General features: G+C 65.9%; 20 protein-coding genes and 1 pseudogene (1 of these 21 running past the window's edge). 15 read left to right on the top strand and 6 right to left on the bottom strand.

The genetic code is table 11. From position 1 onward, the window contains the following. Positions 1–181: 181 nt before the first annotated feature. Positions 182–1,114: a DMT family transporter gene (locus tag RIB52_RS12715; protein ID WP_350176093.1), complete on the bottom strand. Its 933-nt coding sequence runs from the start codon at positions 1,112–1,114 to the stop codon at positions 182–184. Between the two features lie 69 nt (positions 1,115–1,183). On the opposite strand from RIB52_RS12715, the gene RIB52_RS12710 reads away from it, so the two are divergent. Continuing rightward, positions 1,184–2,311: an alkene reductase gene (locus RIB52_RS12710; protein ID WP_350176091.1), complete on the top strand. Its 1,128-nt coding sequence runs from the start codon at positions 1,184–1,186 to the stop codon at positions 2,309–2,311. 15 nt (positions 2,312–2,326) lie between these two features. Here RIB52_RS12710 and RIB52_RS12705 read toward each other — a convergent pair whose 3' ends face one another. Next, entirely contained in the window at positions 2,327–2,719 is a 393-nt protein-coding gene (locus RIB52_RS12705) for a hypothetical protein (protein ID WP_350176089.1), read from the bottom strand. Next, positions 2,710–3,411, bottom strand: a complete 702-nt coding sequence (lipB, locus tag RIB52_RS12700) for a lipoyl(octanoyl) transferase LipB (RefSeq protein ID WP_350176087.1) — start codon at positions 3,409–3,411, stop codon at positions 2,710–2,712. The genes RIB52_RS12705 and lipB overlap by 10 nt, the downstream gene beginning before the upstream one ends. Positions 3,412–3,483: 72 nt before the next feature. Between lipB and RIB52_RS12695 the strand changes: the two genes are divergently transcribed. Next, positions 3,484–4,377: a hypothetical protein gene (locus tag RIB52_RS12695; RefSeq protein WP_350176085.1), complete on the top strand. Its 894-nt coding sequence runs from the start codon at positions 3,484–3,486 to the stop codon at positions 4,375–4,377. Positions 4,378–4,444: 67 nt separating this feature from the next. Further along, on the top strand, positions 4,445–5,809 hold the full coding sequence (locus tag RIB52_RS12690; protein ID WP_350176083.1) for an MFS transporter: 1,365 nt from the start codon (positions 4,445–4,447) through the stop codon (positions 5,807–5,809). 48 nt (positions 5,810–5,857) lie between these two features. On the opposite strand, the gene arsC is transcribed toward RIB52_RS12690, so the two are convergent. Then, complete coding sequence (gene arsC / locus RIB52_RS12685; protein ID WP_350176081.1) at positions 5,858–6,202, bottom strand: arsenate reductase (glutaredoxin); 345 nt, start codon at positions 6,200–6,202, stop codon at positions 5,858–5,860. 182 nt (positions 6,203–6,384) lie between these two features. Here arsC and RIB52_RS12680 point away from each other — a divergent pair, with 182 nt between their 5' ends. After that, entirely contained in the window at positions 6,385–8,550 is a 2,166-nt protein-coding gene (locus RIB52_RS12680) for a TonB-dependent receptor (protein ID WP_350176079.1), read from the top strand. Position 8,551: 1 nt separating this feature from the next. On the opposite strand, the gene RIB52_RS12675 is transcribed toward RIB52_RS12680, so the two are convergent. Together RIB52_RS12675 and RIB52_RS12670 are read right to left on the bottom strand one after the other, a co-directional pair. Then, on the bottom strand, positions 8,552–9,091 hold the full coding sequence (locus RIB52_RS12675; protein ID WP_350176077.1) for a (2Fe-2S)-binding protein: 540 nt from the start codon (positions 9,089–9,091) through the stop codon (positions 8,552–8,554). A gap of 34 nt (positions 9,092–9,125) precedes the next feature. Beyond that, positions 9,126–9,902, bottom strand: coding sequence for a class II aldolase/adducin family protein (locus tag RIB52_RS12670; protein WP_350176075.1), 777 nt, complete (start codon positions 9,900–9,902; stop codon positions 9,126–9,128). 132 nt (positions 9,903–10,034) lie between these two features. On the opposite strand from RIB52_RS12670, the gene RIB52_RS12665 reads away from it, so the two are divergent. From RIB52_RS12665 to RIB52_RS12615, 11 genes and pseudogenes are all read left to right on the top strand, one after another. Further along, the gene (locus RIB52_RS12665; protein WP_350176073.1) at positions 10,035–11,453 is read left to right on the top strand and encodes an MATE family efflux transporter; all 1,419 of its coding nucleotides are present in this window, start codon (positions 10,035–10,037) and stop codon (positions 11,451–11,453) included. A 60-nt stretch (positions 11,454–11,513) separates the two neighbouring features. Then, on the top strand, positions 11,514–13,922 hold the full coding sequence (locus RIB52_RS12660) for a chemotaxis protein CheA (RefSeq protein ID WP_350176071.1): 2,409 nt from the start codon (positions 11,514–11,516) through the stop codon (positions 13,920–13,922). Next, on the top strand, positions 13,919–14,371 hold the full coding sequence (locus tag RIB52_RS12655; RefSeq protein WP_350176069.1) for a chemotaxis protein CheW: 453 nt from the start codon (positions 13,919–13,921) through the stop codon (positions 14,369–14,371). The genes RIB52_RS12660 and RIB52_RS12655 overlap by 4 nt, the downstream gene beginning before the upstream one ends. A gap of 56 nt (positions 14,372–14,427) precedes the next feature. After that, positions 14,428–14,793 carry a response regulator gene (locus tag RIB52_RS12650; RefSeq protein WP_350176067.1) on the top strand — a complete coding sequence of 122 codons (366 nt, stop codon included), beginning with the start codon at positions 14,428–14,430 and terminating at the stop codon, positions 14,791–14,793. A gap of 8 nt (positions 14,794–14,801) precedes the next feature. Then, positions 14,802–15,929 (top strand): chemotaxis-specific protein-glutamate methyltransferase CheB, encoded by a 1,128-nt coding sequence (cheB, locus tag RIB52_RS12645; RefSeq protein ID WP_350176065.1) that lies wholly within the window; start codon positions 14,802–14,804, stop codon positions 15,927–15,929. A gap of 23 nt (positions 15,930–15,952) precedes the next feature. Then, entirely contained in the window at positions 15,953–16,819 is an 867-nt protein-coding gene (locus RIB52_RS12640; protein WP_350176063.1) for a CheR family methyltransferase, read from the top strand. 133 nt (positions 16,820–16,952) lie between these two features. Next, entirely contained in the window at positions 16,953–18,491 is a 1,539-nt protein-coding gene (locus tag RIB52_RS12635; protein WP_350176061.1) for a putative bifunctional diguanylate cyclase/phosphodiesterase, read from the top strand. Then, on the top strand, positions 18,488–20,296 hold the full coding sequence (locus RIB52_RS12630) for a methyl-accepting chemotaxis protein (protein ID WP_350176059.1): 1,809 nt from the start codon (positions 18,488–18,490) through the stop codon (positions 20,294–20,296). The genes RIB52_RS12635 and RIB52_RS12630 overlap by 4 nt, the downstream gene beginning before the upstream one ends. Positions 20,297–20,411: 115 nt before the next feature. Further along, a complete protein-coding gene (locus RIB52_RS12625; protein WP_350176057.1) occupies positions 20,412–22,283 on the top strand; it encodes a methyl-accepting chemotaxis protein in 1,872 nt (623 codons plus the stop codon). Between the two features lie 227 nt (positions 22,284–22,510). After that, entirely contained in the window at positions 22,511–25,267 is a 2,757-nt protein-coding gene (locus RIB52_RS12620; RefSeq protein ID WP_350176055.1) for a DUF3857 domain-containing protein, read from the top strand. Positions 25,268–25,731: 464 nt separating this feature from the next. Next, a pseudogene (locus tag RIB52_RS12615) lies at positions 25,732–26,213 on the top strand (IS3 family transposase) (it continues 666 nt past the right edge of the window).

The following is a 26,213-nucleotide window of genomic DNA, read 5'->3' as shown; positions in this document are numbered from 1 at the left end:
TTCGATGAAGCTAACACTCACGCGCTATGCTCCGGCGCATGAACGAGCATGACCATCGTGCGATTAGAGATATCGCAAGGAGCGGCCGTCCCTTGGTCGGACTGGCGGCGTTGGCATTGGTCAAAGTCCCGATCCGGTCTAGCCTACTAGTAATTGCGTTCTTGCAATTCTTGGCCGAACGCTAGACCTTGCGCTTCACTGCGGTCGCCCGCGCCACCGCCAGCGCGCTTCCCAGAAGCACCATCCCCGCCACATCGAGCGGCGTGAGAACCTCGCCGAACATCGTGTATCCGATCAGCGCCGCGATCGCCGGCTGGGTCAGCAGCGCAAGCCCGATCACCAGCGGCGGAAAATGGCCGAGCGCAAAGACCAGCAGCCCCTGCCCGATCAGCTGGCTGGATACGAACAGGATGAGGATCGGCGTCCAGTCGGTCGGCCAGACCGGCTCGCCCAGGATCAGCGCGATGGCGAGCAGGATGGGACAGGCGAAAACGCTCACCCAGACAAGCAGGCTCCACCCGCCAAAGCCGCCCCCCGCCCTCTGACCACGCGCGCCCTGCAGGTTGAGCAGGTACACCGCGTAGAACAACCCCGCCGTCAGGCAGAAAAGGTCGCCGATGAAGGTCGCGTCCGAAATCTCGAGGCTGCGGCCCAGCAATATCGCCGCCCCGCCCAGCGCGCACAGGATCGCCAGCCATTCCGCCCCGCGCGGCAAGGTGCGGGCGATGACAAAGCCCCAGAACAGCAGCACGACGCTGCCCGAATTGCCGAACAGAGTCGCATTGGCCAGCCGGGTCATGCCGATGCCGATATGCCAGCTGGCAAGGTCGAGGGCGAAGGCACTCGCACCGATCGCCACCGCCACCAGCGTTCGGCGCGGCATCCCGGAAAGCCGCTGGCCCGCGACACGCGCGAAGACCACGAGAAAGGGCAGCGCCAGCAGCAGCCGCCAGAACGCCGCCGAGACCGGCCCCGTATCCGCCAGCCGCACCAGCCACGGCCCCAGCGCCAGCGCGACATTGCCCGCCAGCAATGCCGCCAGCAGCAACCAGCCGCGCACGCCCGACAACACGCCGGTCGCAGGACTTTGCGTCGCTGGCCCCTTCTTTTCCATGGTTGCGCCCTAGCCTCATCCCCTCCAAGTGAACAGCCAGGCCAACGCAACAGGAGGAATTCCACAGGCATGCACGACGCCCTGTTCCAGCCGCTCACCATGGGCGCGCTCACCGCGAAAAACCGTATCTTCATGGCCCCGCTTACCCGCGGGCGCGCCGCCGAACCGATGTTCGTGCCGAACGAACTGATGGCGACCTATTACCGCCAGCGCGCGGGCGCCGGCATGATCCTGACCGAGGCGACCGGCATCAGCCGCGAAGGGCTAGGCTGGCCGAGCGCGCCGGGCATCTGGAGCGACGAGCAGGTCGAAGGCTGGAAGCTGACGACCGAAGGCGTGCACGAGCAAGGCGGCCTGATCGTCATGCAGCTGTGGCACATGGGCCGCCTCGTCCACCCCTGGTTCCTCGACGGGGAACCGCCCGTCTCGGCCAGCGCGACGCAGGCCCCCGGCCAGGCCCACACCCCTGTCGGCAAGCAGGACTATGCGCTCGCCCGCGAATTGTCCCCCGAGGATATCAGGCGCGTCGTCGCCGATTACCGCCACGCCGCCGAGAACGCAAAGGCGGCGGGCTTCGACGGGGTCCAGCTGCACGGCGCGAACGGCTATCTGGTCGACCAGTTCCTGCGCGATTCCTCGAATCTCAGGACCGACGAATATGGCGGCAGCCCCGAAAAGCGCACCCGCTTCATGCGCGAAGTGCTCGAGGCGCTGATCGATGTCTGGGGGGCCGACAAAGTCGGTATCCGCATGTCTCCCAATGGCGAGACGCAAGGGGTGGACGACAGCGATCCCGCAGCGACCTTCGGCGCGGCGGCGAAAGTGTGCGAGGAGCTTGGCCTCGCTTTCGTCGAACTGCGCGAACCCGGGCCCGACGGGACTTTCGGCTCGACCGACATTCCCAAGCAGAACCCGGTCATCCGCGAAGGCTATTCGGGCGCGCTGATCCTCAATTCGGATTACACCGCCGAGGCCGCCGAGGAAGCGATCGCGGGCGGCCTATGCGATGCGGTGAGTTTCGGACGGCCCTATATCTCGAACCCGGACCTCGAGACGCGGATCGCCAAGGGCGCGCATCTCAATCCGAACAAGGACGTGCCCAAGAGCTGGTACTTCCCGATACCCGAAGGCTATGTCGACTACCCGACGCTGGCCGAGGAAGAGGGCACCGAAACCGGTACGGGCGCAGCGGCCTGAACCCTGCCCGCACGCTTAGTCGGTAACGGGCGGCGCGACCGGGAGCCCGGTGGAATTCGGCGCGGGGGCAGGCGCGGGAGCAGGCGCCGGACCCGGCGATGGTGCCGGTGCAGGCGCGGGGGGATCGGCCTCGTCCTCCGCGCCGCTCCCGGTCGTCGCTTCGCTGTCGTCCGCAGCTGCGGATCGCCCGCCCGCGCCGGGCTCGCGCTCGAGCGGGGGGGATTGCGAGCGCAGCCGCTCGAGCGGGAGCATGTCGTCGCTGATCGTGCCGCCCAGCACCTCGCCCGCGGCCTCGCCGCCCTGATTGTCCGTGCGCGGAGCCTCGGCCGCCTCTTCCTCGCAGGCCGCCAGCAGCAGCAGCAGCGCGGCGCAGCACGGCGCGGCCCGTCTGGCGATGGTCAGCGACATCGATTGCGTCCCGTTTTGTCCAGCGTATCGAGGAAATCGCGCGCCCGCGCGATGAGCGCCGCATCCCATTGCTCGCAGGTCACGTCCTTGCCCAGCCGGGCGAGGCTCGTCACGCCGAATTCCTCGATCCCGCAGGGCACGATGCCGGAGAAATGCGCAAGGTCGGGGTCGAGATTGACCGAGAAACCGTGGCAAGTCACCCAGCGCCGCACGCGCACGCCGATCGCGCCGATCTTCGCCTCGCGCCCGTCGATGTCGCGGGTCCAGATGCCGACCCGCCCCGCGCTGCGCCAGGCCTCGACCCCGAAATCGGACAGTGTATCGATCACCCAGCCCTCGATCGCGTGGACGAAGCAGCGCACGTCCTTGCCGCGCCTGTTCAGGTCCAGCATCAGGTAGCCGACCCGCTGTCCCGGCCCGTGATAGGTGTAGCGCCCGCCGCGCCCGGCCTCGACCACTTCGAAGCGCGGATCGACCAGTTCGGCCGGGTCCGCGCTGGTCCCGGCGGTGTAGACCGGCGGGTGTTCGAGCAGCCAGACCATCTCGCGCGCCTCGCCCGCGGCGATGGCGGAGTTACGCGCCTCCATTTCGGCGAGCGCGTCGGTATAGGGAACGGGAGCGTGCGAGACGCGCCATTCGATCGCGGGATCGGGAACATTGCGGGTCGCGGAATCGGGGGCGGTGCTTGCCATGGGGCCTGCGTGGGGGCATTAGCGGCGCATATCAAGAGGCAAGCATCGGCCGGGCCGGCGCGGGCCTCATTCATGGCAACGGGGATCGACATGGCTGGCAATGGGGAAGGCAAGGGCGACGGCAATCCGGTCAAGCTCGACATGGGTGGCGCGTGGAACGATGCGATGGCGCTGCTTTCGGCCAATTTCGGGGTGATCGCGACGGTTGTGGGGCTGTTCTATTTCCTGCCGCAATTCGCGGTCGCGCTGCTCGCGCCCGAAATGTCCCAAACCGCCACCACCGACCTGCCGCCCGACGCTTCGCCGGAAATGGTGATGGAGGCGCTGAACGCGACCTTCCAGGAGGCCTATGCCGACAACTGGCCCTATCTCCTGCTTACGGTGATCTTCGGCTATGTCGGCGCGCTCGCCGTGCTGGCGCTGCTGCGGCGGGGTGGCAATCCCACGGTAGGCGAAGCGCTCAAGGCCGGGATCTTCGGCGCACCAAGCTATTTCGCGACACAGGTCCTGTTCGCCATCGGCGCGGGGCTCGCGATCGGCCTTCCGGTCGCGCTGGTCGCGGCATTCGCGCCCGTGGCGGCGGCGGTGCTCGCATTCCTGCTGGTGGTGGTGCTCGTCTATGCCGCTTTCAAGCTGATCCTTATCCCGGCCGTGATCGGGATCGAGGGCGCGCTCAATCCCATCGCAATCATCGCCCGGTCATGGCGCCTGACCAAGGGCAACACCCTGCGGCTGTTCGTATTCCTCCTCTTGCTGTTCATCGTCATCACGATCATCACCGTGATCGTGTCGCTGGTTTTCGGCCTTGTCTTCGCGGCGATGGGGGACGAGGTGGCGCGGATCGGCAGCGGCTTCGTGGGCGCGCTTGCCAATGCCGCGACGGGGGCGATCTACCTCACCGTGCTCGCGGCGATCCACCGGCAGCTGTCAGGTGGCGGCAGCGAGGTCGCCGAGACGTTCGAATAAGGCGCGAGCGGCGGACGCGCCCAAGGCCGATTGCGCGAATCCGCGCCCTCGCCTAGCGCAAGGGACCATGGCCGATGCCGATCCCCCGCCCCTGACGACAACGCGACCCGGCTCGATTTCGCGCGGGCGCATGGCGCTGCTGTTCACCGTCATGCTGGTGACAGCGGCGGGCAACACCGCGATGCAATCGGTCATGCCTTCGATCGGCACGGCGCTGGGTGTCGAGGACGTGTGGATCAGCCTCGCCTATTCTTGGTCGGCGCTGCTGTGGGTGGTGTGCGCACCGATCTGGGCGCGGCGATCGGATCGGCGCGGGCGCAAGGCGATGATGGCGCTGGGCCTCATGGGCTTCGTCGTGTCGATGACGCTGTGCGGCCTCACGCTCTATGCCGGTCTGTCGGGCTGGATAGGAGCGCTCGCAACGCTCGTCACCTTTGCCGCCGCGCGCAGCCTCTATGGCGGTTTCGGCAGCGCCGCGCCTCCGGCGGTGCAGGCCTATGTCGCCTCGCGCACGCCGCGCGCGGAACGGACGCAGGCGCTTTCGCTGATCGCTTCGAGCTTCGGGCTCGGCACCGTCATCGGCCCCGCGCTCGCCCCCCTGATGGTGCTGCCCCTGCTCGGGCTCGGCCTGGTCGGGCCGTTCCTGTGCTTCGCCGCGATCGGGATGGCGGCGCTTGTCGTGCTGCGCCTGCGCCTGCCCAATGACGAACCGCAATTCGCCGCCCGCGGTTTCGCCGCTCCCTATTCGAGCGGATCGGGCGCGCCGAGCGATCCCGATGCGAGTTTCGAGGAGGACGGGACCGACGAACCGAAAGCCCGCGGCGAACCCGGACGGCTCAGCTGGTTCGACAAGAGGCTGCGACCCTGGGTGATCGCCGGCTTTTTCGGCGGGCACGCGCAGGCCATGGTGCTCGGCGTGTCGGGCTTCCTCGTGCTGGACAGGCTGGGCCTGCGCGACACGCCAACCGAGGGCGCGGGCCCGGTCGGGCTGGTGTTGATGAGCGGGGCGATCGCAACGCTGCTCGCGCAATGGGGCCTGATCCCACGCTTCGACCTCGGCCCGCGCGCGGCGACTTTGTGGGGGCTCGCCATTGCCGCTTTCGGCACCACGGTGCTGGCGCTGGGCGCAACCATCCACACGATCGCGCTGGGCTATGCGATCGCCTCATTGGGCTTCGGCCTGTTCCGCCCCGGCACGACCTCGGGCACCTCGCTCGCAGTGACGCGGGCGGAACAGGGGCAGGCCTCCGGCATCGTCGCGAGCCTTGCCGGGGCGAGTTACATTTACGCGCCCGCGCTCGGCGTGTGGCTTTACAACCACTCCGACTGGCTCGGCTTCGGCCTGATTGTCGCGCTGTGTCTCGGCGTGCTGATGCACGGCTGGTTCGCGCTGCAATCCGACCGCGACCTCACCGGTGCGACGGGCGACTGAGACTCGCCAGGAAAGCGCGGATATCGCACGCCGGGCGGGGTTATGGGATCAAAGGATCTCCAGCACCCGGTCCTGCGGTCGGCACAGGCGCACGCCCTTTTCGGTCTCGACCAGCGGACGCTCGATCAGGATCGGGTCGGCGACCATCGCATCGAGGATGGTATCGACATCGGCTTGCGGCAGGCCGCGCTCTTCGGCATCGGTCCCGCGCAGCCGCAGCCCGTCCCTGGGACTGATTCCGGCATCGATGTAAAGCTGGGCGAGTTTGTCGCGCGTAGGCGGGTCCTTGAGATATTCGACCACGGTCAGGTCGACGCCTTTCAGGTTGTCGAGGATCGCGAGCGTCTTTCGCGAGGTCCCGCATTTGGGATTGTGCCAGATCGTCGCCTTCATGGCTGTCCTCCTGCCTTGCTTCGGCCAATCGCCTAGCCCGGTCGCGGCGCCAATGCCACAGGCGCGCGCCGGGGCGAGAAAAATGTCCGTCTTCGCTTGCTCTTGCAAATAACTTGCATTAGCTGATTCTCACACGGATGCGGGGGCATCCGCAGACGACACTTCTGACTCAGGGATTTTACATGACATTTCGCCTTACGCGCGCCGCCCTGCTGATGGGCTGCGCCGCCCTTGCCTTCCCGGCGCATGCGGAAACCACCGCCGAATCCGACAGCGCCGACACTGCCGATTCCGCCACTGCCGCCACCGACAACAGCCCCGCACTCGACAGCATCGTGGTCAAAGGCGAAGTGCTCTATTCCGACCTCGTCAACGCGCTGAAATCGCCCACCCCGGTGCTCGACGTACCGCAGAGCCTCTCCATCGTGACCGAAGAGGAGATCGAGCGGCGCGGTTTCACCAGCATCGCGCAGATCGCCGATTACACGCCCGGCGTCACCATGTCGCAGGGCGAAGGCCATCGCGACGCGATCATCATTCGCGGCATCCGTTCGACGGCCGACTTCTTCATCGATGGCGTGCGCGACGACGTCCAGTACTACCGCGCGCTCTACAACCTCCAGCAGGTCGAGATCCTGCGCGGACCCAATGCGCTGCTGTTCGGGCGCGGCGGGACGGGCGGCATCGTCAACCGCGTGACCAAGAAGGGCGTCTTCGACGAAACTTTCGGCAGCGCGCAAGTCGCCCTCGACACGTTCGGCGAAGCCGGAGTCTACGCCGATTTCAACCTGCCGGCAGGCGACAATGCGGCCTTCCGCCTCAACGCCATGTATGAGAGCCTCGACAACCATCGCGATTTCTATGACGGGGAACGGATCGGCATCAACCCAACGCTGCGCGCGCGGCTCGGCCCCGACACGGTGATCGATCTCGCCTATGAATATATCGACCACGAACGCTTCATCGATCGCGGCATTCCCACCGGCGCCGACGGCCGGCCGGTCGAAGCGTTCGAGGACATCGTCTTCGGCGATCCGATCGAAAACTACAATGCGCTTGAGGCGCACACCTTCCGCGCGCTGCTGCAGCACGATTTCTCGGACGATCTGAAAGTCAATGCGAGCGCGTTCTACGGCGATTACGACAAGTTCTATTCGAATTTCTACGCCAGCGGCTACGATGCCGTGAACACGCCTACCCAAGTCACGCTCGACGGCTATGTCGACGAGGTCGAGCGGCAGAACCTCATCCTCACGGCCAATCTCGTCGGCGCGTTCGACACAGGCCGCATCGCCCACACGCTGGTGGCCGGGGCGGAGTATATCGACACGTCCTCCGACCAGTTCCGGTTCAACGCCTTCTGGGACACGACGCAAGACGACAACGAGATCTTCACGATCCAGCGCCCGCTGGCGCTGCGCGGCGGGGTCGGGACCAATGCCTTCGGCCAGCGCACCGTCAACGATTTCACCGCCGATCTCAACGACGACACGCGCGTCGATATCGAAGTCGTCTCGGCCTATGTCCAGGACGAAGTCGAGGTCGCGGACTGGCTGCGGCTGGTGGTCGGTGCGCGCTTCGACAGTTTCGACATCACGGTCGACAACGTCGTCTCGGGCGAGCTGCGCAGCCGCCTCGACGAGGAGATCTCCCCGCGTCTGGGCTTGATCGTCAAGCCGCGTGAGAACGTTTCGATCTATGCCAGCTATTCGGAAAGCTTCCTGCCGCGCTCGGGCGAGCAGTTCGCCAACATCAACGGCGCGGCGGCCGCACTCGATCCCGACACCTTCACCAATCTGGAGGCGGGGCTGAAATGGGATTTCGCCGACCGGCTCGCGCTGACGGCTGCCGTGTTCGAGATCGAGCAGAGCTCGCCGCAGCCGAGCGACAACGACCCCGAAACGCTCGACGTGATCGATTCGCAGATCCGCGGTTTCGAGATCGCGCTGAACGGCGATCTGACCGATTTCTGGTCGGTATCGGCAGGCTATTCCTATCTCGACGGCGAGCAGGTGAGCCGCACCGGCCCGACCGGTCTTCGCCCCCGCGAACTGCCCGAACACATGGTTTCGGTGTGGAACGATTTTTCCGTCGGCGACCGACTCGGCCTCGGGCTTGGGCTGACGCACCAGGGATCAAGCTTCGCCGACAACGGCAACAATGCGATCCTTCCGGCTTATACCCGCATCGATGCGGCGGCCTGGTATGACGTGACCAACACTGTTCGCCTGCAGGTCAATGTCGAGAACCTGACCGACGAGCTCTATTTCCCCAACGCCCATGCCACGCACCAGGCGACGGTCGCCCCGCCGCTCAATGCACGGTTCGCGGTGACGGCCCGGTTCTAGCTCAGTCGCGTGAAGGCCTCAGCGCCGGGACGGCCCTCGCGGCGTCCTCGGCGCTGACATTCGGCGGCGGGGCGGCGCTGATGCTTTCGCGCCGCTGCTGGACGCGGCCTGCGCGCTGCACCGCCCGCACGAGGCGCGGATAGACCCCGCAGCGGCACATGTTGGCAATCGCTTCGGCAATCTCGGCCTCGCTCGGCGCCGGGTTGCGCTGGATCAGCGCGGCCGCCGCGATCACTATGCCGGGCGTGCAATAGCCGCACTGGATCGCCTGTTCGGCGACCATGGCCTGCTGCACAGGGTGCGAACGATCGCGCGACAGCCCCTCGATCGTGGTGATGAAACGCCCCTCCGCCTCGGCCAGCGTGATCCGGCACGATCGCAGGGCCGCCCCGTCGACCAGCACCATGCACGCGCCGATGCAATCGCCCCCGCAGGCTTTCGTGCCCGTCAGGTTCATCGCATCGCGCAGCGCGTGGACGAGCGGCATGTCCGGATCGAGATCGAACCGCACCGGGCGATCATTGACCGTCATGCTCGACATCGGCGGGGTCCCGCGCGTCAGGTCCGCAAGGGACTCAGCTGCGCCAGCTGTCGTCGATCCGGTCGATCTTGCGCTTCCACGCCTCGAAATCGAACACACCCGCGCCGCCCTGTCCGGCCATCACCGAAAGGTCGCGCTGGTGGACATCGACCACCTCCTGAGGGACCAGCTGCGGATCGCCCATGCCGAGCGTAGCGACCTGGATTTCGCAGGCGCGCTGCAGGGCCCACATCTTCACGAACATGCCGGGGATGGTCTTGTCCATCACCACCGGACCGTGATTGCGCAGCATCAATATGGAATGCTCGCCAAGGTTCTCGACCAGCCGCTCGCCTTCTTCGGGCCGGACGGTGACGCCTTCGAAATCGTGATAGCCGATCTGGCCCTGGAAATTGCAGGCATAGAAATTGGTCGGCAGCAGCCCGTCCCTGTGGCTGCACACCGCCATCGTTGCGGTGGTGTGAACATGGCAGATCGCGGCTGCACGCTCGCCCAGGTGCTGGTGGAAATAGGCATGCTGGGTGAAGCCTGCCTTGTTCACCATGTAGGGCGACCCGCCGACATTGTTGCCCTCGACATCGATCTTGACGAGATTGCTCGCCGTCACCTCGTCATAGAGCAGGCCGAACGGGTTGATGAGGAAGGTGTCCTCCTCTCCCGGGACCTTCACCGAGATGTGGTTGTAGATCGATTCCGACCAGCCGAGATGGTCGAAGATGCGATAGCACGCCGCAAGGTCGAGGCGGGCCTGCCATTCTTCCTTGCTGCAATCGATGCCCTTTTCGTTTCCGGGCTTGAGCTGGGTTGCCATGTCGGGTGTCCTCTCGTCTCGCGTGGCTTGGAGCCGCACCGGTCCTATCGCACGGCTTTGCACATCGCCGCAAGCAAGGCTTGCACGCTTTGCCTTTGCCAAGCCGCCTGCCCGCCATTACGTCGGTCGGCGATGAGCGCGGCGAGCAAGGCAGAGACGGGACACCCACGCGCGCCCGCCGATCCGGCGAGCGCGCCGGCCAAGCTCGTCACGGGCAGCATACCGCGCCATCTCGTCGCCCAGACCCTGCCGATGATCGTGGGCGTTGCCGCGATCATGTCGATCGGGCTGGTCGATGCCTATTTCGTCGGACAGCTGGGGCCTGACGCGCTGGCGGCGATCTCCTTCATCTTCCCGATCTCGGTCGCGCTCACCTCGCTGGGCGTGGGGCTCATGGTGGGGATCAATTCGGTCGTCGCCCGCGCGCTGGGCGAAGGCGACGCGCACAAGGCCGCGCGCCGGGCCAATTTCGGCATAGCCTTCGCCGCTTTGACCGGTCTCGTCATGGGGCTCGGCCTGTTTCTCCTGCTCGACCCCATCTTTGCACTGATGAATGCGGGAGAGGACACGCTGCCGCTGATCCGGACCTACATGCAGCCCTTTGCGCTCGGTTTTCCGCTGCTGATCGCGACCATGGGCTTCAACGGGGTCCTGCGAGGCCAGGGCGAGGCGCAGAAGACAAGCCTCGTCTCGATAACCTATGCTGCGGCAAACTGGGCGCTCGATCCGATCCTGATCACCGGGGCTTTCGGGTTCGAGGGGCTGGGCATCATCGGCGCGGCCTATGCCACGGTGATCGGCTGGGCCTGCGGCGTCGCGGTCGCGGTGGCGCTGGTGATGAAATGCGCGATCCCGCTCGACCTGTCGCTGATTTTCAGGGGCCGGGTGCTCGACCCCGCCCGGGCGATCCTGCGCGTGGGCCTGCCCGCCGCCTTTTCCAATGCGATCAATCCTTTCGGCCTCGCCATTCTTACCGCGCTGGTGGCGCTCGAGAGCGAGGCGGCAGTTGCCGGCTTCGGCGCGGCCGGACGGCTGCAGAGCTTCGCGACGGTCCCGCTGCTCGGCCTGTCGGCGAGCATCGGCGCGATCGTCGGGCAGAACTGGGGCGCGCGCCAGTTCGGCCGCGCGCGCGAGGCGGCGATGCTTGCGGGCGGATTCTGCATCGCCTGGGGCCTGTTCGTCGCCGTCGGCATGGTCACGGCGGGGGATTGGTTCGCCGACCTTTTCACCGACGACCCGCCGGTTATCGAGGAATTCAAGACCTACCTGAAGATTGCCGCCTGGGGCTATGCCGGTTTCGGCCTGCTGATCGTCGGCAACGGGATCATGAACGCGATCGACAAGGCGGGCTACGCGCTGGTCCAGTCGATCGGGCGCGTGTTCGTCGTCATGCTGCCGGTCGCCTGGCTGCTTCAGGGCCCATGGGGCAGCGAAGCGGTCTATTTCGCCGAGCTTGCCGCCAATGTGTTCGGCGCGGTCAGCGCCATCGGCCTTGTGTGGTACCTGTTCGACCGCAGGCAGGCGCGGGAACCCCAAGGGAAGGCGCGCTAGGCCTTCGTTAACCATCCCCTGCGAATAAAGGCGCGCACTGATGCAATTGGGGCGCGCACGATGGACGAGCTGCTGGCGGATTTCGTCGCCGAGACACGCGAAATGCTGGAAGCGAGCGAGGGCGAGATCATCGCCTGGGAAGCCGATCCGGCCGATCGCGCGCGGCTCGACACGATCTTCCGCTTCGTCCACACGGTGAAGGGCAATTGCGGCTTCTTCGACTTTCCGCGCCTTGCCGGCCTCAGCCATGCAGCCGAGGATGCGCTCGCCGATTGCCGCGCCGGCCGGCGCGAACCCGACAGCGCGCTGGTTTCCGCCGTGCTCGCGATCATCGACCGGATCGCGGCGATGGTCGATGCGATCGAGGCGGGCGAAGAATTTCCCGCTGGCGGCGACGAAGAACTGATCGCGGCGCTTGACGAAATGCCCGAGATCGAGATCGACGCTCGCGGCGAAAATGCACCGGCCGGAGAAACGGGCGCGGATGACGGGGAGGCCGCGAACGCTCGCAGCGAGCAGCGCGCACCCTCTTCGGGCCAGGCCCAGCGCTCGATCCGCCTCCCGGTCGAACTGCTCGACCGGGTGATGAGCGGCGTGTCCGACATGGTGCTGGCGCGCAACGATCTTGCCCACAGGCTGCGCCAGGCGGGCAACCAGCCGACCATCGACGGTCCGTTCGAGCGACTCACCACGATCCTGTCCGATGTGCGCGACGCTATCACGCGGATGCGCATGCAGCGGATCGAAACCCTGTTCGCCTCGCTCCCCCGGCTGGTGCGCGACCTTTCGAGCGAGCTCGGCAAGCAGGTGATGATCGATCTGGAAGGCGGCGATGTCGAACTCGACCGCGAGATGATCGAGGTCGTGCGCGACCCTCTCACCCACATCATAAGGAACGCGATCGACCACGGGGTGGAACCGCCCTCCGACCGGCTCGCCACGGGCAAGCGCGAAATCGCGCTGCTGTCGATCGCCGCGCGCCAGTCCGGCAACACCATTTCCATCGTCGTCAGCGATGACGGGCGCGGGCTGGATGAGGAGCGCATCGCCGCCAAGGCCGTCGCCACCGGGCTCGTGAGCGAGGCCGAGCGGCGGGAAATGGACCGCGACAGGATCCTCCAGCTGATCTTCGAACCCGGCTTTTCGACCGCGGAGACGGTCACCGGCGTATCCGGGCGGGGCGTGGGCCTCGACGTGGTGCGGCAGAATCTCGAGCGCGTCGGCGGCAGCATCAAGGTGTCCAGCCAGCCGGGCGTGGGCACCCTTTTCACCCTCCAGATCCCGCTCACCCTGTCGATTATCGCCGGGCTGACGGTGGAGACGGGCACGCAGCGTTTCGCCATCCCGCAAAGCTATGTCGAGGAGATCGTCCATTCCTCGGCCAAGGCGCTCGATTACACGCGCATGGGCGAAACCGCGCTCATCACCTTCCGCGGCCAGCGCGTGCCTTGCCTGCTGCTGTCGGACGTACTCGGCCTCGATTGCAGCGATATCGCCGAGGGCGATCACACCATGGTGATGCTGCGCCTCGCCAGCGGGGACCTGTTCGCGCTCGCGGTGGACCGCATCCACAGTCACGGGGACCTTGTGGTCAAGCCTCTCGCGCCAGCGGTGATGAAAAGCGGATTTTACGCAGGCTCCACCCTGCTCGATGATGGACGCCCGGTCCTGCTGCTCGATGTGACCAATATCGCAGGGATGCACGACCTTGTCTCGGATGCGCGCACCCGCGTGCTTAAGACCGGGATGGAAGAGGACGAGCACACCGCAGCCGGCGCGATGCGAGCGATGCTGTTCACCGATTTCGAGGGCCGACGCTCGGGCATCAGGCTCGAACTGGTCAAACGGATCGAGACCGCTCCGGTCGGCGCGATCGACCGCAGCACGCGCACCACGCGGGCGGTGATCGATGGGCTCATCCTTCCGCTCGTGGGCCTTCCCGAAGGACCGCTGCAATCGGAAAAGGTCCGCCTGCTGCGGCTTTCGGACGGGGCCTGCGAACTGCTCCACGCGGTGGCCGAGGTCGACGATGCGGTCGAATTGACCGAGCCGCTCAAACCCGTCGCCGACGACCCGCTGGTCGAGGCGGTGACGCTGGTCGGCGGCAAGACCATTACCCTCCTCGACGGGCATGCGCTTTTCGCCCGCCATGGCGAGCCGCCCGAACCCGCCGCGCGCCCGCTCGCCCGTCTGCCGGACAGCGAATGGGCGCGCACCATCCTCGCCCCGCTCGTCACCGCGGCCGGTTACGAGATCGCCGAGGGGACCGTGGCCGATGACGAGGTCGCACTCACCATCATGTTCGAGGATGTCTACGAGGTCGCCGCCGCGCTCGAACGGCCGGTGGCGGGCCCTGTCCTCCGCCTCAGCGACCAGCCCGATGCGGGCCATGGCGAGACCATCTATCGCTATGATCGCGCCGCGCTGGTCGACGCGCTTCAGCAGGCCCGCACGGGAGGCAGCCGATGAACGACCTTCTCGTCATGACCCTGATCGCCGGGCGGCGCTGCGCGCTCCATGCCCATGACGTGAGTTCGGTGATAGAAATCGGCGCGGTCACCCCGGTTCCGCGAACGCCCGCTTTCATTGCCGGTATCACCGCCATGCGCAGCCAGGCGCTCACCGTGATCGACTGCCGCCTCGCCCTCGGCTTCGACGATGCCTGCTGGGCGACCGATCACCGCGCTGCAGTGGTGAGCGTGGCGGGCCATTCCTATGCCCTGTGTGTCGACGCGATAGAAGACATCACGACCGGCTCGGCCGAACCCGGCCAGGTGCCCGGCGGCTTCGGCCCTGAATGGTCGCGCGTTGCGATCGGCATGATCGAAACCGCGATCGGCCCCGCCTTGCTGCTCGACCTCGCCGCGCTCATCGCCGGGCCAGCCCGCGCCGGAGAGCCATTCGGGGCGGTGGCTTAATCCAAAACTTACCTCTTGCGATTACGCCTCGTGCAGCAACCACGTCAGGGGGTCCCATGAAAACGTGCCTGATCGTCGATGATTCGCGGGTCATCAGGAAGGTCTCGAGGCATATCCTCGAAACCCTCGGCTTCACCGTGAGCGAGGCGGAAAACGGCAAGGAAGGGCTCGATGCGTGCGAAGCTGCGATGCCCGATGTGATCCTGCTCGACTGGAACATGCCGGTAATGACCGGCATCGAATTCATCGCCCAGCTGCGTCAGCGACCGGGCGGCGATGCTCCCAAGGTCGTGTTCTGCACGACGGAGAACGACGTCGCCCATATCCGCGAGGCGATTTCCGCCGGCGCGGATGAATATGTCATGAAACCGTTCGATCACGAGACCCTCCAGATCAAACTGCAGCTGGTCGGGTTTGCATGAGCGGGGGCATGAGCGCGGTCCCCTTCACGGCTGACGGCAAGGCCGCTTCCGGCGGAAGGCGGGGCGGTATCAGGGTGATGATCGTCGACGATTCGCTGACCGTGAGAACGATCTTCAAGCGGATGGTCGAAAGCGACCGGGACATGGTCGTCACCGGGACGGCGAGCAGCGCCGAGCGCGCGATCGCGCAGCTTGAGAGCGCGCCTGCCGATGTCGTCCTGCTCGACCTCGAAATGCCCGGAATGGGTGGGCTCGAAGCGCTGCCCCGGATTCTTGCGACTTCGGACGACGTGCAGGTGCTCGTCGTCTCCTCGCTTACCCAGGACGGGGCCGAGCACACGCTCGCGGCGCTTTCGACGGGCGCGGCGGATACCATGCTCAAGCCGCGTCCGGGCGGATTCAACGAGGAATATCGCAGCCAGCTCCTTGCCAAGATGCGCGCCCTCGGCTCCAGCACGGCCGAGGCAATCGAACTCGAGACGGAGCTCGCACCGTCCGCCGGATCGGCGCGCAAGGGCGCGCCCGTGATTGAGCGCCTGCTGCGCGGTAAGCAGCCCGAACTGGTCGCGGTGGGCGCGTCGACCGGCGGCATCCATGCGCTGAACCTGATGCTTCGGGGCCTGACGGCGGAATTCGACCTGCCGATCCTCGTTACCCAGCACCTTCCCTCCTCCTTCATGCCGGTTTTCGCCCGCCAGATCGAAGTCGCAAGCGGGCGCCCCGCCCGCATCGCGGAGGACGGCACGCCGATCCGCCACGGCGAAATCGCGGTCGCCACCGGGCACGGCCACATGGTAATCGAACGGCGCGGCGAAGACCTGCTCGCGCGCACCACCTCCGAACCCATGCCGAGCGGCTGCCTGCCCTCCGTCGACCCGATGCTGGCCAGCCTCGCCGAGGCGTGCGAGGGACGCGCGCTCGGCGTCCTCCTATCGGGAATGGGCCGCGACGGGGCGCAAGGCGCCGCTGCCCTTCACCGCGCGGGCGGCACCATCTACGCTCAGGACGCGGAAACGAGCGCGGTCTGGGGTATGCCTGGCGCGGTTGCCAAGGCCGATCTCGCGACACTTATCGCCCCGCCCGAAATGCTGGCCGAAGCGATGATGGCAATGGTCCCCGCAACGCTTGCCCGATAAACGGCGCACGGGGAAACCGGCACATGATGGATTCCAGTCACGCTTCGCACCAGATCGTCGCCGACCTGCTGGCCAAGTTCACCGGGCAGCAGCTCACCGAAAGCCGACGCTGGCGCGTCTCGAGCGCGCTCGCCGGCGTGTTCCGGGAACACGGTATCACCAATCTGGACCAGCTCGTCTGCCTGCTCGACGAACCGCGCCGCCGTTCGAGCGACCGCGACCTGGCGGCCGAAGTGGTCGAGGCCCTGCTCAACAACGAGACCTATTTCTTCCGCGACAAGCCGACCTTCGACCAGCTTCCCGTCGACATCCTGCCACTGCTCGCCGAACGGCGGCAGGAAACGAAGCGGCTGACGATCTGGTCGGCGGGCTGTTCGACCGGCCAGGAAGTCCATTCGCTCGCCATGCTGTTCGCCGAACAGGCCGAGCGCTGGGCCGGCTGGAGCATCGACATCCTCGGCACCGATGTGTCGCACAAGGTGATCCGTGCCGCGCGGACCGGGCTCTACAGCCAGTTCGAAGTCCAGCGCGGGCTCGGCGTCGCCCAGATGCTGCGCCATTTCGAGGAGACTCCGGCGGGCTGGCAAATACACGAGGAGATCCGCCGCTGCGCCCGTTTCCAGCAGCATAACATCCTTTCGGAGCCACCGCTGCGCCAGCCGGTAGACCTCATACTGTGCCGCAACGTGCTGCTTTATTTCGATGTCGATACGCGCCGGCGCGCCTTTGCGCGGCTGTCGGGAGCGCTCGCGGAGGACGGTTTCCTGATGCTTGGCGCGGGCGAGACCGTGGTCGGACAGACCGATGCCTTCATCGCGGCGGACGGGCGCGCCAGCATCTACCGCCACGCCCTGCCCGTCCATGGTGCCGAGCTGCTCCGACAGGCTTGACGCACGCCCGCTGCGACCTGCGCGTTTCCACGTAGCTTGCGGCGCATGGTTTACGCTTCCTTAGCCCTTCCGCTTTAGCAACTCGCGCATCCTGCCGATGGGCAGCCAGAGCAGCCGGGATGACCTCGTGTCGATGACAAGCAAGCCCTTGCGACTGACCCCGATCGGGCTTGTCCTGGTCCCGCTTGCCGTGCTCAGCCTCGTTTTCGGCCTCATCACGATGGTGGTCATCGCGAGCGATCGCATCCACTTCCTATCGTCAGGCTCGCTCCTCATTTCGGGCGCGCTGGTCTATGCCGCGACGCTCGTTCTGCTCGGGAACACCGGGATCGCCAATGTCCGCGAACTCGAAAAGCTCTCGGTCACCGACGCGCTCACCGGCCTCGCCAATCGCCGCGCCCTGGTCCGCGACATCGAGCAATTCTCGCGCGGGGATGAAGAGATCGCGCTCGCGCTGATCGATCTGGACAGTTTCAAGGAAGTGAACGACCATTACGGCCACGCGGTCGGCGACGCGTTGATCAGGCAATGCGCGCGCGCCCTGCGGCAGGCCTGCGGGCGCGAGGCGAAATGCTACCGGCTTGGCGGAGACGAATTCGCGGCACTGATGCACGGGCGGGTCGCTGGGACGATCCTGGAGGGTATGTGCCGTAGCGTGCTCGACACCCTGAAAAGCCCGGTCGAGCTGGACCTCGATACGGGTCGGCGCCAGGTTTCGGTCGGGGCGAGCATCGGGCTAGCCCGCTCCACTGCAGACGATCGGCTCGCGCCGTCCGAGATGCTGCGCCGGGCGGATGTCGCCATGTCGGCCTCCAAGCGCGGGGGCAAAATGCGCTGCACCTGGTTCAACCGGGCCTTCGATCGGCAACGCGAGGCGATGCGCGAGATCGAGGACGACCTTCACCGCGCACTGGCAGATGGCGAATTCGAGCTGGCTTTCCAGCCGCTTGTCTCTGCGCGCGACAAGCGCATCGTCGCGGTCGAATCGCTGCTGCGCTGGAATCGCAGGAACGCCCCCCCGATCGGGCCCAACACTTTCATCCCAGTGGCCGAGGAATCGGGCCTCATCAATCCGATCGGCCTATGGGTACTGCACCAGTCGTGCATCGATGCACTCGGCTGGGACGACATCACCCTGTCAGTCAACATCTCGGCCGCTCAGCTGCGCAATCCCGAATTCCCGATCAAGCTCGGTGAAATCCTCGAGGAGACGGGTTTCCCTCCGCAGCGGCTCGAACTCGAAGTGACCGAGACCTGCCTCGTGCTCGATCCGGTCGTAGCGGAACGCACGCTCGACGTGATCCGCGGCTTCGGCGTGCGCATCAGCCTCGACGATTTCGGTACCGGCTATGCCTCGATCGGCTTCCTGCGCCAATTCCGCTTCGAAAAGCTCAAGCTCGACCGCAGCCTTGTCGTCCAGGCGAGCGAAGACGATGGCAGCCGGGCGATGATGCTCTCCAGCATAGCGGTCGCCCGCGCGCTCGGCATGGGGGTGACGGCCGAGGGGGTGGAAACCGAACCGCAGGCCGATCTCGTGCGCGCAGCCGGGTGCGATCTCATCCAGGGCTGGCTCTACTACCGGGCGATGCCGGCCCGCGAAATCGACCAGCTCGTCCAAATCCAGAACGCCGGACCCGGCTCTCCAGCAACAAAAGGTGATAACGCGGCATGAGCGCGCTCGAGGACCTCGCAATCGATATCGAAACCGAACGCAGCGCAGCGGCTGGCCGGGGCGGGAACGCTGCCCCTGCTTTGTCGAATGTCGCCGAATGGTTCGGCGCGCTTTCGATCGGGCGCAAGATCTCGCTCTTCTTTTTCGTCAACCTCGGTTTCGCTCTCATCGCCGGCATTTTCATCGCGTTCGGTGTCATGCGGCTTTCCGACCGGGCCGAGAGCATCAACGTCATTCACGACCACGCAATCGCAGCCGAGCGGCTGGTGGTCGATCTGTCCGAAGCGCAGCGCCACGCCGAAATGCTGGTCGCACGCGGTGAGGCTGCGCGCGGCGAAGCGGCGCTCGCCAGCCTCGCCGCAGCCGACACCAAGGCCGGGGACCTGCGCGAAATGGTGCGCACCAGCAACGTCGCCGCCTTCGAAAAGCTTGCGCTGGTCGAGGAAGGCATTGCCGATTTCCGCCGCCAGCTCGGTACCTTCGATGCCGCCGCGAACGAGGCGCGTCGTGCCAGCCGCGCTGCCGAAGTGACCGCGACCGGCGGGCTCGTGCTCGAAGAAGCGGCGGACATGGCCACCCTGCTCGGGCGGGATGCCGATGCCATGTCGGATTCAGGCGCGGAACTGCTTTCCTCTCTCTTCTTCATCGTGATTGCGCTTGCCGCCGCACTGACCGTGGTCACGCTGGTCGTGCAGCGATATTTCGATCGCAATGTCGGCGGCACTATAAGGGACATCACCGCGCAGATGACGAAGCTTGCGAGCGGCGATGCGAATGTCGCCATTCCGGGCAAGCACCGGCGGGACGAGGTCGGCGAGATGGCGCGCGCGCTTGAAATCTTCCACCGCGCCGGCAAGCGGCTCGAAAAGCTCAGCCGCGAACGGGCCGAAAGGGCCAAGAAGGAGCTCGACGAGCAGGCCCGGCTCCAGCTCCAGCAGGAAGAAGCGCGGCTCGAACGCGAGCGCGTGCTGCGCGACATAGCGGACCAGTTCGAACGGACCGTCGGCGACGTGGTCAGCGGGGTCGCAGCCGCTTCGACCCAATTGCAGTCGACCTCGCGCGACATGGCCAGCACGGCCGAGGAGACGAGCCGACGCACGGGCGAGGTCGCGGCCTCGATGGAAGAAGCCAATTCAGGGGCCACCGCCGCCGCAGCAGCGAGTGACGAATTCGCCATGTCGATCGGCGAGATCAGCCGCCAGGCCGCCTCTTCCGCGGATCTCGCGCGGCAGGCGACCAGCTCGGCGACCGAGGCCGACGAGACCATCTCCGCATTGTCCGAAAGCGCCCAGCAGGTCGGCCAGATCGTCGAGCTGATCCAGACCATCGCCCAGCGTACCAACCTGCTCGCCCTCAACGCCAGCATCGAGGCCGCCCGCGGCGGCGAGGCCGGGCGCGGCTTCGCGGTCGTCGCCAGCGAGGTCAAGGAACTTGCCATGCAGACCAGCCGCGCGACCGAGCAGGTGGCCGAGCAGATCCGCGCGATGCAGGATACGACCGGTGCGAGCGTATCGGCGCTGCGCTCTATTGCCGGGCAGGTGCAGGAACTTGAGACGACGGCGGTCTCGATCGCCACCGCCGTCGACCAGCAATCGGTCGCGGGGCAGGATCTTGCGCGGAGCATAGATCTCGCCGCGCGCGGGACCGAGAAAGTCGCAGGCCATATCGACGACGTGCGCGACCTCGCCCTTTCGACCGGATCTGCCGCGAGCCAGGTGCTTTCGAGCGCGACCAGCCTCGAGGAGCAAGCCTCCACCCTGCGCGCCCAGGTCAATTCCTTTCTCGTAAAGGTCCGCGCCGGCTGACGCGCCCGCACTCCCGTCCGCGCCCCCTGGGAAAGCTTTTGGAAAGGGTTTTCCTTTAGGAATTTCCCTTAGTGACGCGCTGCCAAGCGGCGCCAGGGGCGATGGGGATCCGGTCATGAACATGATGTCTTTGCAGGAGCAGCGCGAGGAACAGGCGATCCCCGACCTGGCATCCGGTGACGAAGACGTGTTCTCGCAGGACCTGCTCGAGAATGCAGCGGGGCAAGCGAAGCCCGTACACCGCCGCACGGCACTCGAGCGGATGGGCTGGTTCCGCAATCTCAGCCTTCCGGCGAAGATCCACACCGTCTTCGGCACCTTTTTCGCGGCCGGCTTTGCCATGGCGCTGGTGCTCGGTGTCGGGCTGACGGAACTGTGGGTGCGTTACAACACTTCCGCCGACGTGCAGGAGGCGGTGGTCGCTTCGACCGAACTGCGCAGCACGACCGGCGAGTTGCGCTACAACACCGCCCGATTCCTGTTCGAGACCGAGCCCGAGATCCTCGTCCGCCAGCGCGAGAGCTACGAAGCGGCGGTCGAGCAGATCGAGGCGGTAGACGCGATCGTCGCCGAGAACGCTCCGTCGATCGAGCCGAAGGTCGCCGCAATGCGCGAGGATATCCGCGACTATAACGCGGTCTTCGAACGCACCGTCGCCACGCTGCGCGCCGAGGGCCGCAGCGAGGACGCAATCGCGCTCGCTTACGAGATTTCGGACAAGGGCGATGCGCTGTTCGAGGAATCGCGCGATTTCGCCGCCGATCTTTCGGACCATGCCGCAAAGCTCGAAAAGTCGGGTATCGACTACTTCTTCACCATGGTCGCGATCACCGCCCTTCTCGGCATGTTCGCGGCGGTCGTCCTGCTGTTCGGCCTTGCCTATCTGTCCCGCGATTTCTCGCGCAAGATCATCGAGATCACGGACGGCATGACGCGCCTCGCCCAGGGGGATCGGCGCTTCGAGATCGAAGGCGCGGACCGCCGCGACGAGATCGGCGAGATGCTGCGCGCGCTGAACCTGTTCAAGCGCGCCAGCCGGCAGCTCGAAGTCTGGGCCCGTGAACGCGCCGAACGGGCCGACGAGGAAGTGCGCATCCAGCAGGAGCGCGCACGCGAACGCGAAGAGGAGGAAGAGCGCAAGGCGACGTTGCTGGCCGAAGTCGCAAAGCAATTCGAACGCACCGTCGGCGAAGTCGTCACCGGCGTCGCCAGCGCTTCGAGCGAGTTGCAGACCACCGCCTCGCGCATGGCCGAAACCGCCGAAGAGGCGAGCGGGCGCACCACGGCCCTCGCCCAGAATATGGATGAGGCGAATAGCGGCGCCACTGCCGCCGCGGCGGCGAGCGACGAGTTTGCCCTTTCGATTGAGGAAATAAGCCGCCAGGCAACGTCATCCTCGGAACTCGCGCGGCTCGCGGCGGATGCCACGACCGAGGCCGACACGACGATTTCGGCGCTCTCGAGCTCGGCCGAACAGGTCGGCCAGATCGTCGAGCTGATCCAGACCATCGCCCAGCGTACCAACCTGCTCGCCCTCAACGCCAGCATCGAGGCCGCCCGCGGCGGAGAGGCCGGGCGCGGCTTCGCGGTCGTCGCCAGCGAGGTCAAGGAACTTGCCATGCAGACCAGCCGCGCGACCGAGCAGGTGGCCGAGCAGATCCGCGCGATGCAGGATACGACCGGTGCGAGCGTGTCGGCGCTGCGCTCTATTGCCGGGCAGGTGAAAGAACTCGAATCCACTGCCGTCTCGATCGCGAGCGCGGTCGACCAGCAATCGGTCGCCGGGCAGGATCTCGCCCGCAGTATCGACATGGCCGCCCGCGCGACCGAGCAGGTGGCCGGCAATATCGAGGACGTCCGCTCGCTCTCGCTTTCGACCGGTGCCGCGGCCAGCCAGGTGCTTTCGAGCGCGACCAGCCTCGACGAACAGGCCCGTACGCTGAGCGAACAGGTCCGCGCGTTCCTCTCCCGCGTACGCGAAGCCTGATAACAAGCCGCGATCACGCCGGAAAAGTCCGAGAAAATGCGTGACATTCTCGCGGATAATGAAACAATTAAAGCCGTCCGGGCGCGTTTTCGTCACGCGCCCTTCAGGCAGGGGAAGGACAAATCTTGGAATTTTTGCGGTCGCACACCGGCAATTTCACCATTCGTAGACATTGGGCCGGCCTGAGAGGCAGGCTAGCCGCATCGACCGGCCTTGCGCTCGCCGCGATGTCGACGCCTGCCCTTGCCGGGGAGCAAGTGCTCTACGAGCCAGCTCCCGTATGGGTCGAACCGGTCGATCTCTCCACCCTCGAACGCGATCCGGCGAACCGACGGGTCGTGCAGGACAAGCAGATCCGTATCGAGAACGGCCGGCTGTGGGAATATTTCGACAATGCCTATCGCATCACCTCGCTCCAGGAGATGACGCAGGTCGGTACCGTGACCGCTCAGTGGCTGCCGGACAAGGGTGATCTGATCGTTCACGAGATCACGATCTTGCGCGATGGCGAGACGATCGACGTGATCGCCGCCGGCGAAGAGATGGAAGTGCTTCGGCGCGAGCGATTGCTCGAACGCCAGATCCTCGACGGCTCCCTCACCGCGACGATGTCGGTGCCGGGCTTGCAGGTGGGCGATGAATTGCGGGTGCGCTATTCGGTAACCAATTCGGACCAGGCGCTGGGCAAGGAAGTGCAGACCCAGACGCTGCTCTGGCGCGAGCCCAACAAGTTCGCCGATTTCGGCCGCGTGCGGGTATCGTGGGAGGAAAGCCTTCCGGTGGAATATCGCGCCGGGCCCGATTTCGAATTGCCAGCCCCCCAAATCGTCGGTGACTTCCGACAGCTCGAAGTGATCCTGCCGCTGAGCGAGGCGGAAGACTATCCTTCCGATGCGCCCTGGTCCTATCGCAGGCCCCCGATCCTGCAGCTCGGCACGTTCGACGGATGGGAAGAGGTCTCGTCCGTCATGGCGCCCTATTATGATACCGCGGGCTCGCTCGACGGGCTCGACGATCTCGCCGCGAAGGTAGAGGCGATCCGGTCCGGCAGTGCGGACGATCTCGAACGCGCCGTGGCCGCGCTGGAACTGGTGCAGGAAGACATCCGCTACCTGATGAACGGCCTCGACGGTGGCAATTACATCCCGCAGGACGTGGCAACCACGTGGGAGAAGAAATATGGCGACTGTAAGGCCAAAACACTGATCCTGCTGGCTATTCTCAATGAATTGGGGATAGAGGCGGAGCCGGTCCTCGCCTCGATCCAGCGCGGGGCACTGGTCGAAAGCTCGCTCCCGCTTCCCGGAGCGTTCAACCACGTGCTGGTGCGCGCAAACATAGAAGGCAGGCATTACTATCTCGACGGAACGGGTATCGGTGCCAATCTCGAGCTTGTCGGCAATGTCCCCCCCTTCCACGTCACCCTGCCGATCCGGGAGGAGGGCGCCGCGCTCGAGCCGATCGTGCAAGAGGTTCCGCGCGTGGCCAATGTCGCGATCGAATTCGCGCTCGACGCAAGGCTCGGCGGCGACTTGCCGATGCCGGGGACAATCACGATGAAACTGCTCGGCCAGGGCGCTGCGCAAATGAACGCATCGGCCGACAAGCTGACCGACGACAACAAGCGCGCCCTGGGCGGCCGTTTCGCGCGGTTCGCAGGGGGGCAGGTCAATGTCGTCGATGTGCGGATCGAACAGGGCGAAGACGACAGCGAAGCGACGGTAATCGTCGATGCGCTGTTCCCGAGCCTCGTCCAGTATGACGGGTCGGTCGGCACTATCGAGCCGCAATTGCCGACCGGATCGTTCCGCTTTCGCCCCGACCGATCGCGCCGCAAGTGGCGCGACCTGCCGGTGGTCGTTCCGCCGCCGCGCGCTTCGGTCGGGACCTATAGTTTCACCCTGCCCGAAACGGACGGCGATTTCGAGATCCGAGGCGAGCGCCAGCTCGACGTGACGGTCGCGAACCAGCGTTTCGAACGCGAAGTGACCCTTGCCGACGGTGAATTGACGATTTCGGAGACCCAGACCAGCCTCGGCGGCGAGATCGCGCCAGAGGACATCAGGGCCGAGCGACGCAAGGCGCTTTCGCTCGCCCGGGACAAGCTCAAGGTGATCGTCCCCGAAGACATGCCGCGCCGCTGGCGGTTTGCCGCAAGCGGGGAAAAGGGAAGCGATCGCGGCGAACTCTCCAGGATCGAAGACATGCTCGCTCGGATGATCGATCAGCAGCCGGACGAGACAGGGCCGCTCCTGCGGCGGGCCAATTTCCGTTTCAAGACCTATGATTTCGCTGGCGCTCTGGAAGACATGGATGCAGCGCTGGACCTCGAAGCGACCGCCCGCCTGTTCCAGGACCGCGCGCTCGTCCATGCCGAATTGCGCGATTTCGACAGCATGGCGGCGGATCTCGAGGAAGCCTGGTTGCTCGACCCGACACCCGACCGCGCGATCGCACTCGCACGCACGTTGACCGATCTTGGAAGGACGGGCGAGGCGCGCGACGTGCTCGCCCAGGTCGACGGGGACGAGGAAGTGCAGCGTTCGCTTGCCTATGCCCTTGCCGACGTGGAAGCGCTCGAAGGCGATGGACTTGCCGGGCTCGACCGCTTTGCCGAATTGCTGCTCGATGCGCCCAATGACGGCTCGGTGCTCAATGCCAAATGTTGGTATATGGGCATCTGGCAGGTCGAGATCGCCGATGCGGTCGCGACCTGTACGCGCGCGGTAGAGAATAGCGAAAACACGGCCATGGCGCTCGATAGCCGCGCGATGATCCTGCTGCGCAACGGGCAGCTGGAGGAAGCGCTGGCCGATGCCGAGGCCGCGCTCGATCTTGCGCCCGACCAGACCGAGACGCTGCTGCTGCGCGGGCTGATCCTGCGAGCGATGGGGCGCGACGATGCCGAAGCCGACATTGCCGCCGCTCTCGCCCGCAGCCCGCGCATCCGTGAGGATTACCGGCGCTGGGGGTTCGAACTGTGAGGTCCGCCTTGAAGCGGGCGGCGAGCTCATCCATGTCGTCGACTTCGCGCGCGAAGCGGGTGCTTGCCGGGCCTGAGAACCTTTTCATGGGAACCTCGATGAGGCTGCGATAATACCAGAGTGAGCCGCCGTTTTCGCCGGTGAAGCGGCTCGAGACTTCCTCGCCGTAGGCGCGAAGGTCGGCGTAGATGGCGCTGGCATTGTGGGTCTTGTCGGCAAGGCTCACTTCGAGCGAACGGGTCGGTTTTTTGTCGAGGCTATCCAAGTACTTTTCCTTGCGGGCGCGCCATTGCGCCTTTTCCGCCTCGGGCGGAAGATCAGGCTCTTTCGATCCGTCGAGATCGTCGGTGCATTCGGCAACGATGTCGGCCCCGTCGTCTCAATAAAGGTCGGGGATTGTGGTCTGAGCCCCTAGATTTCCTCCAATGATAAGTAGCGTCCGGTCCTGAGAAGGAGACGGACGAATGAAGCGGAGCAGGTTCAGCGAGGAGCAGATCATCGCTGTTTTGAAGGAGCAGGAAGCGGGCATGGCGACGGCGGATGTATGCCGCCGTCACGGGATCAGCTCGGCGACCTTCTACAAGTGGAAGTCGAAGTATGGCGGGCTGGAAGTGTCTGATGCCCGGCGGCTGCGCCAGCTGGAGCAGGAGAACGAGCGGCTGAAGAAGCTGCTGGCGGACTCGATGCTCGACAACGCCATGCTCAAGGAGATCAGCGCAAAAAAATTCTAGCGCCCGGTGCCAGGCGGCAGGCTGTGGCTCATCTCCAGGCGGTGTACGAGGTGAGCCAGCGCCGTGCCTGCGCGGTGCTGGGCGTGGATCGGACAATGGTGCGATACGTCGGTCGTCGGCCAGACGATGCGAAGGCGCGCGAGCGTATCAGGGAACTGGCCAGCCAGCGACGGCTGTTCGGTTACCGGCGGCTGCACTGGCTGCTTTGCCGGGAA

The organism is Erythrobacter sp., assembly GCF_040217515.1.
Classification (GTDB): Bacteria; Pseudomonadota; Alphaproteobacteria; order Sphingomonadales; family Sphingomonadaceae; genus Erythrobacter.
This window is presented reverse-complemented; position numbering and strand designations above follow the sequence as displayed.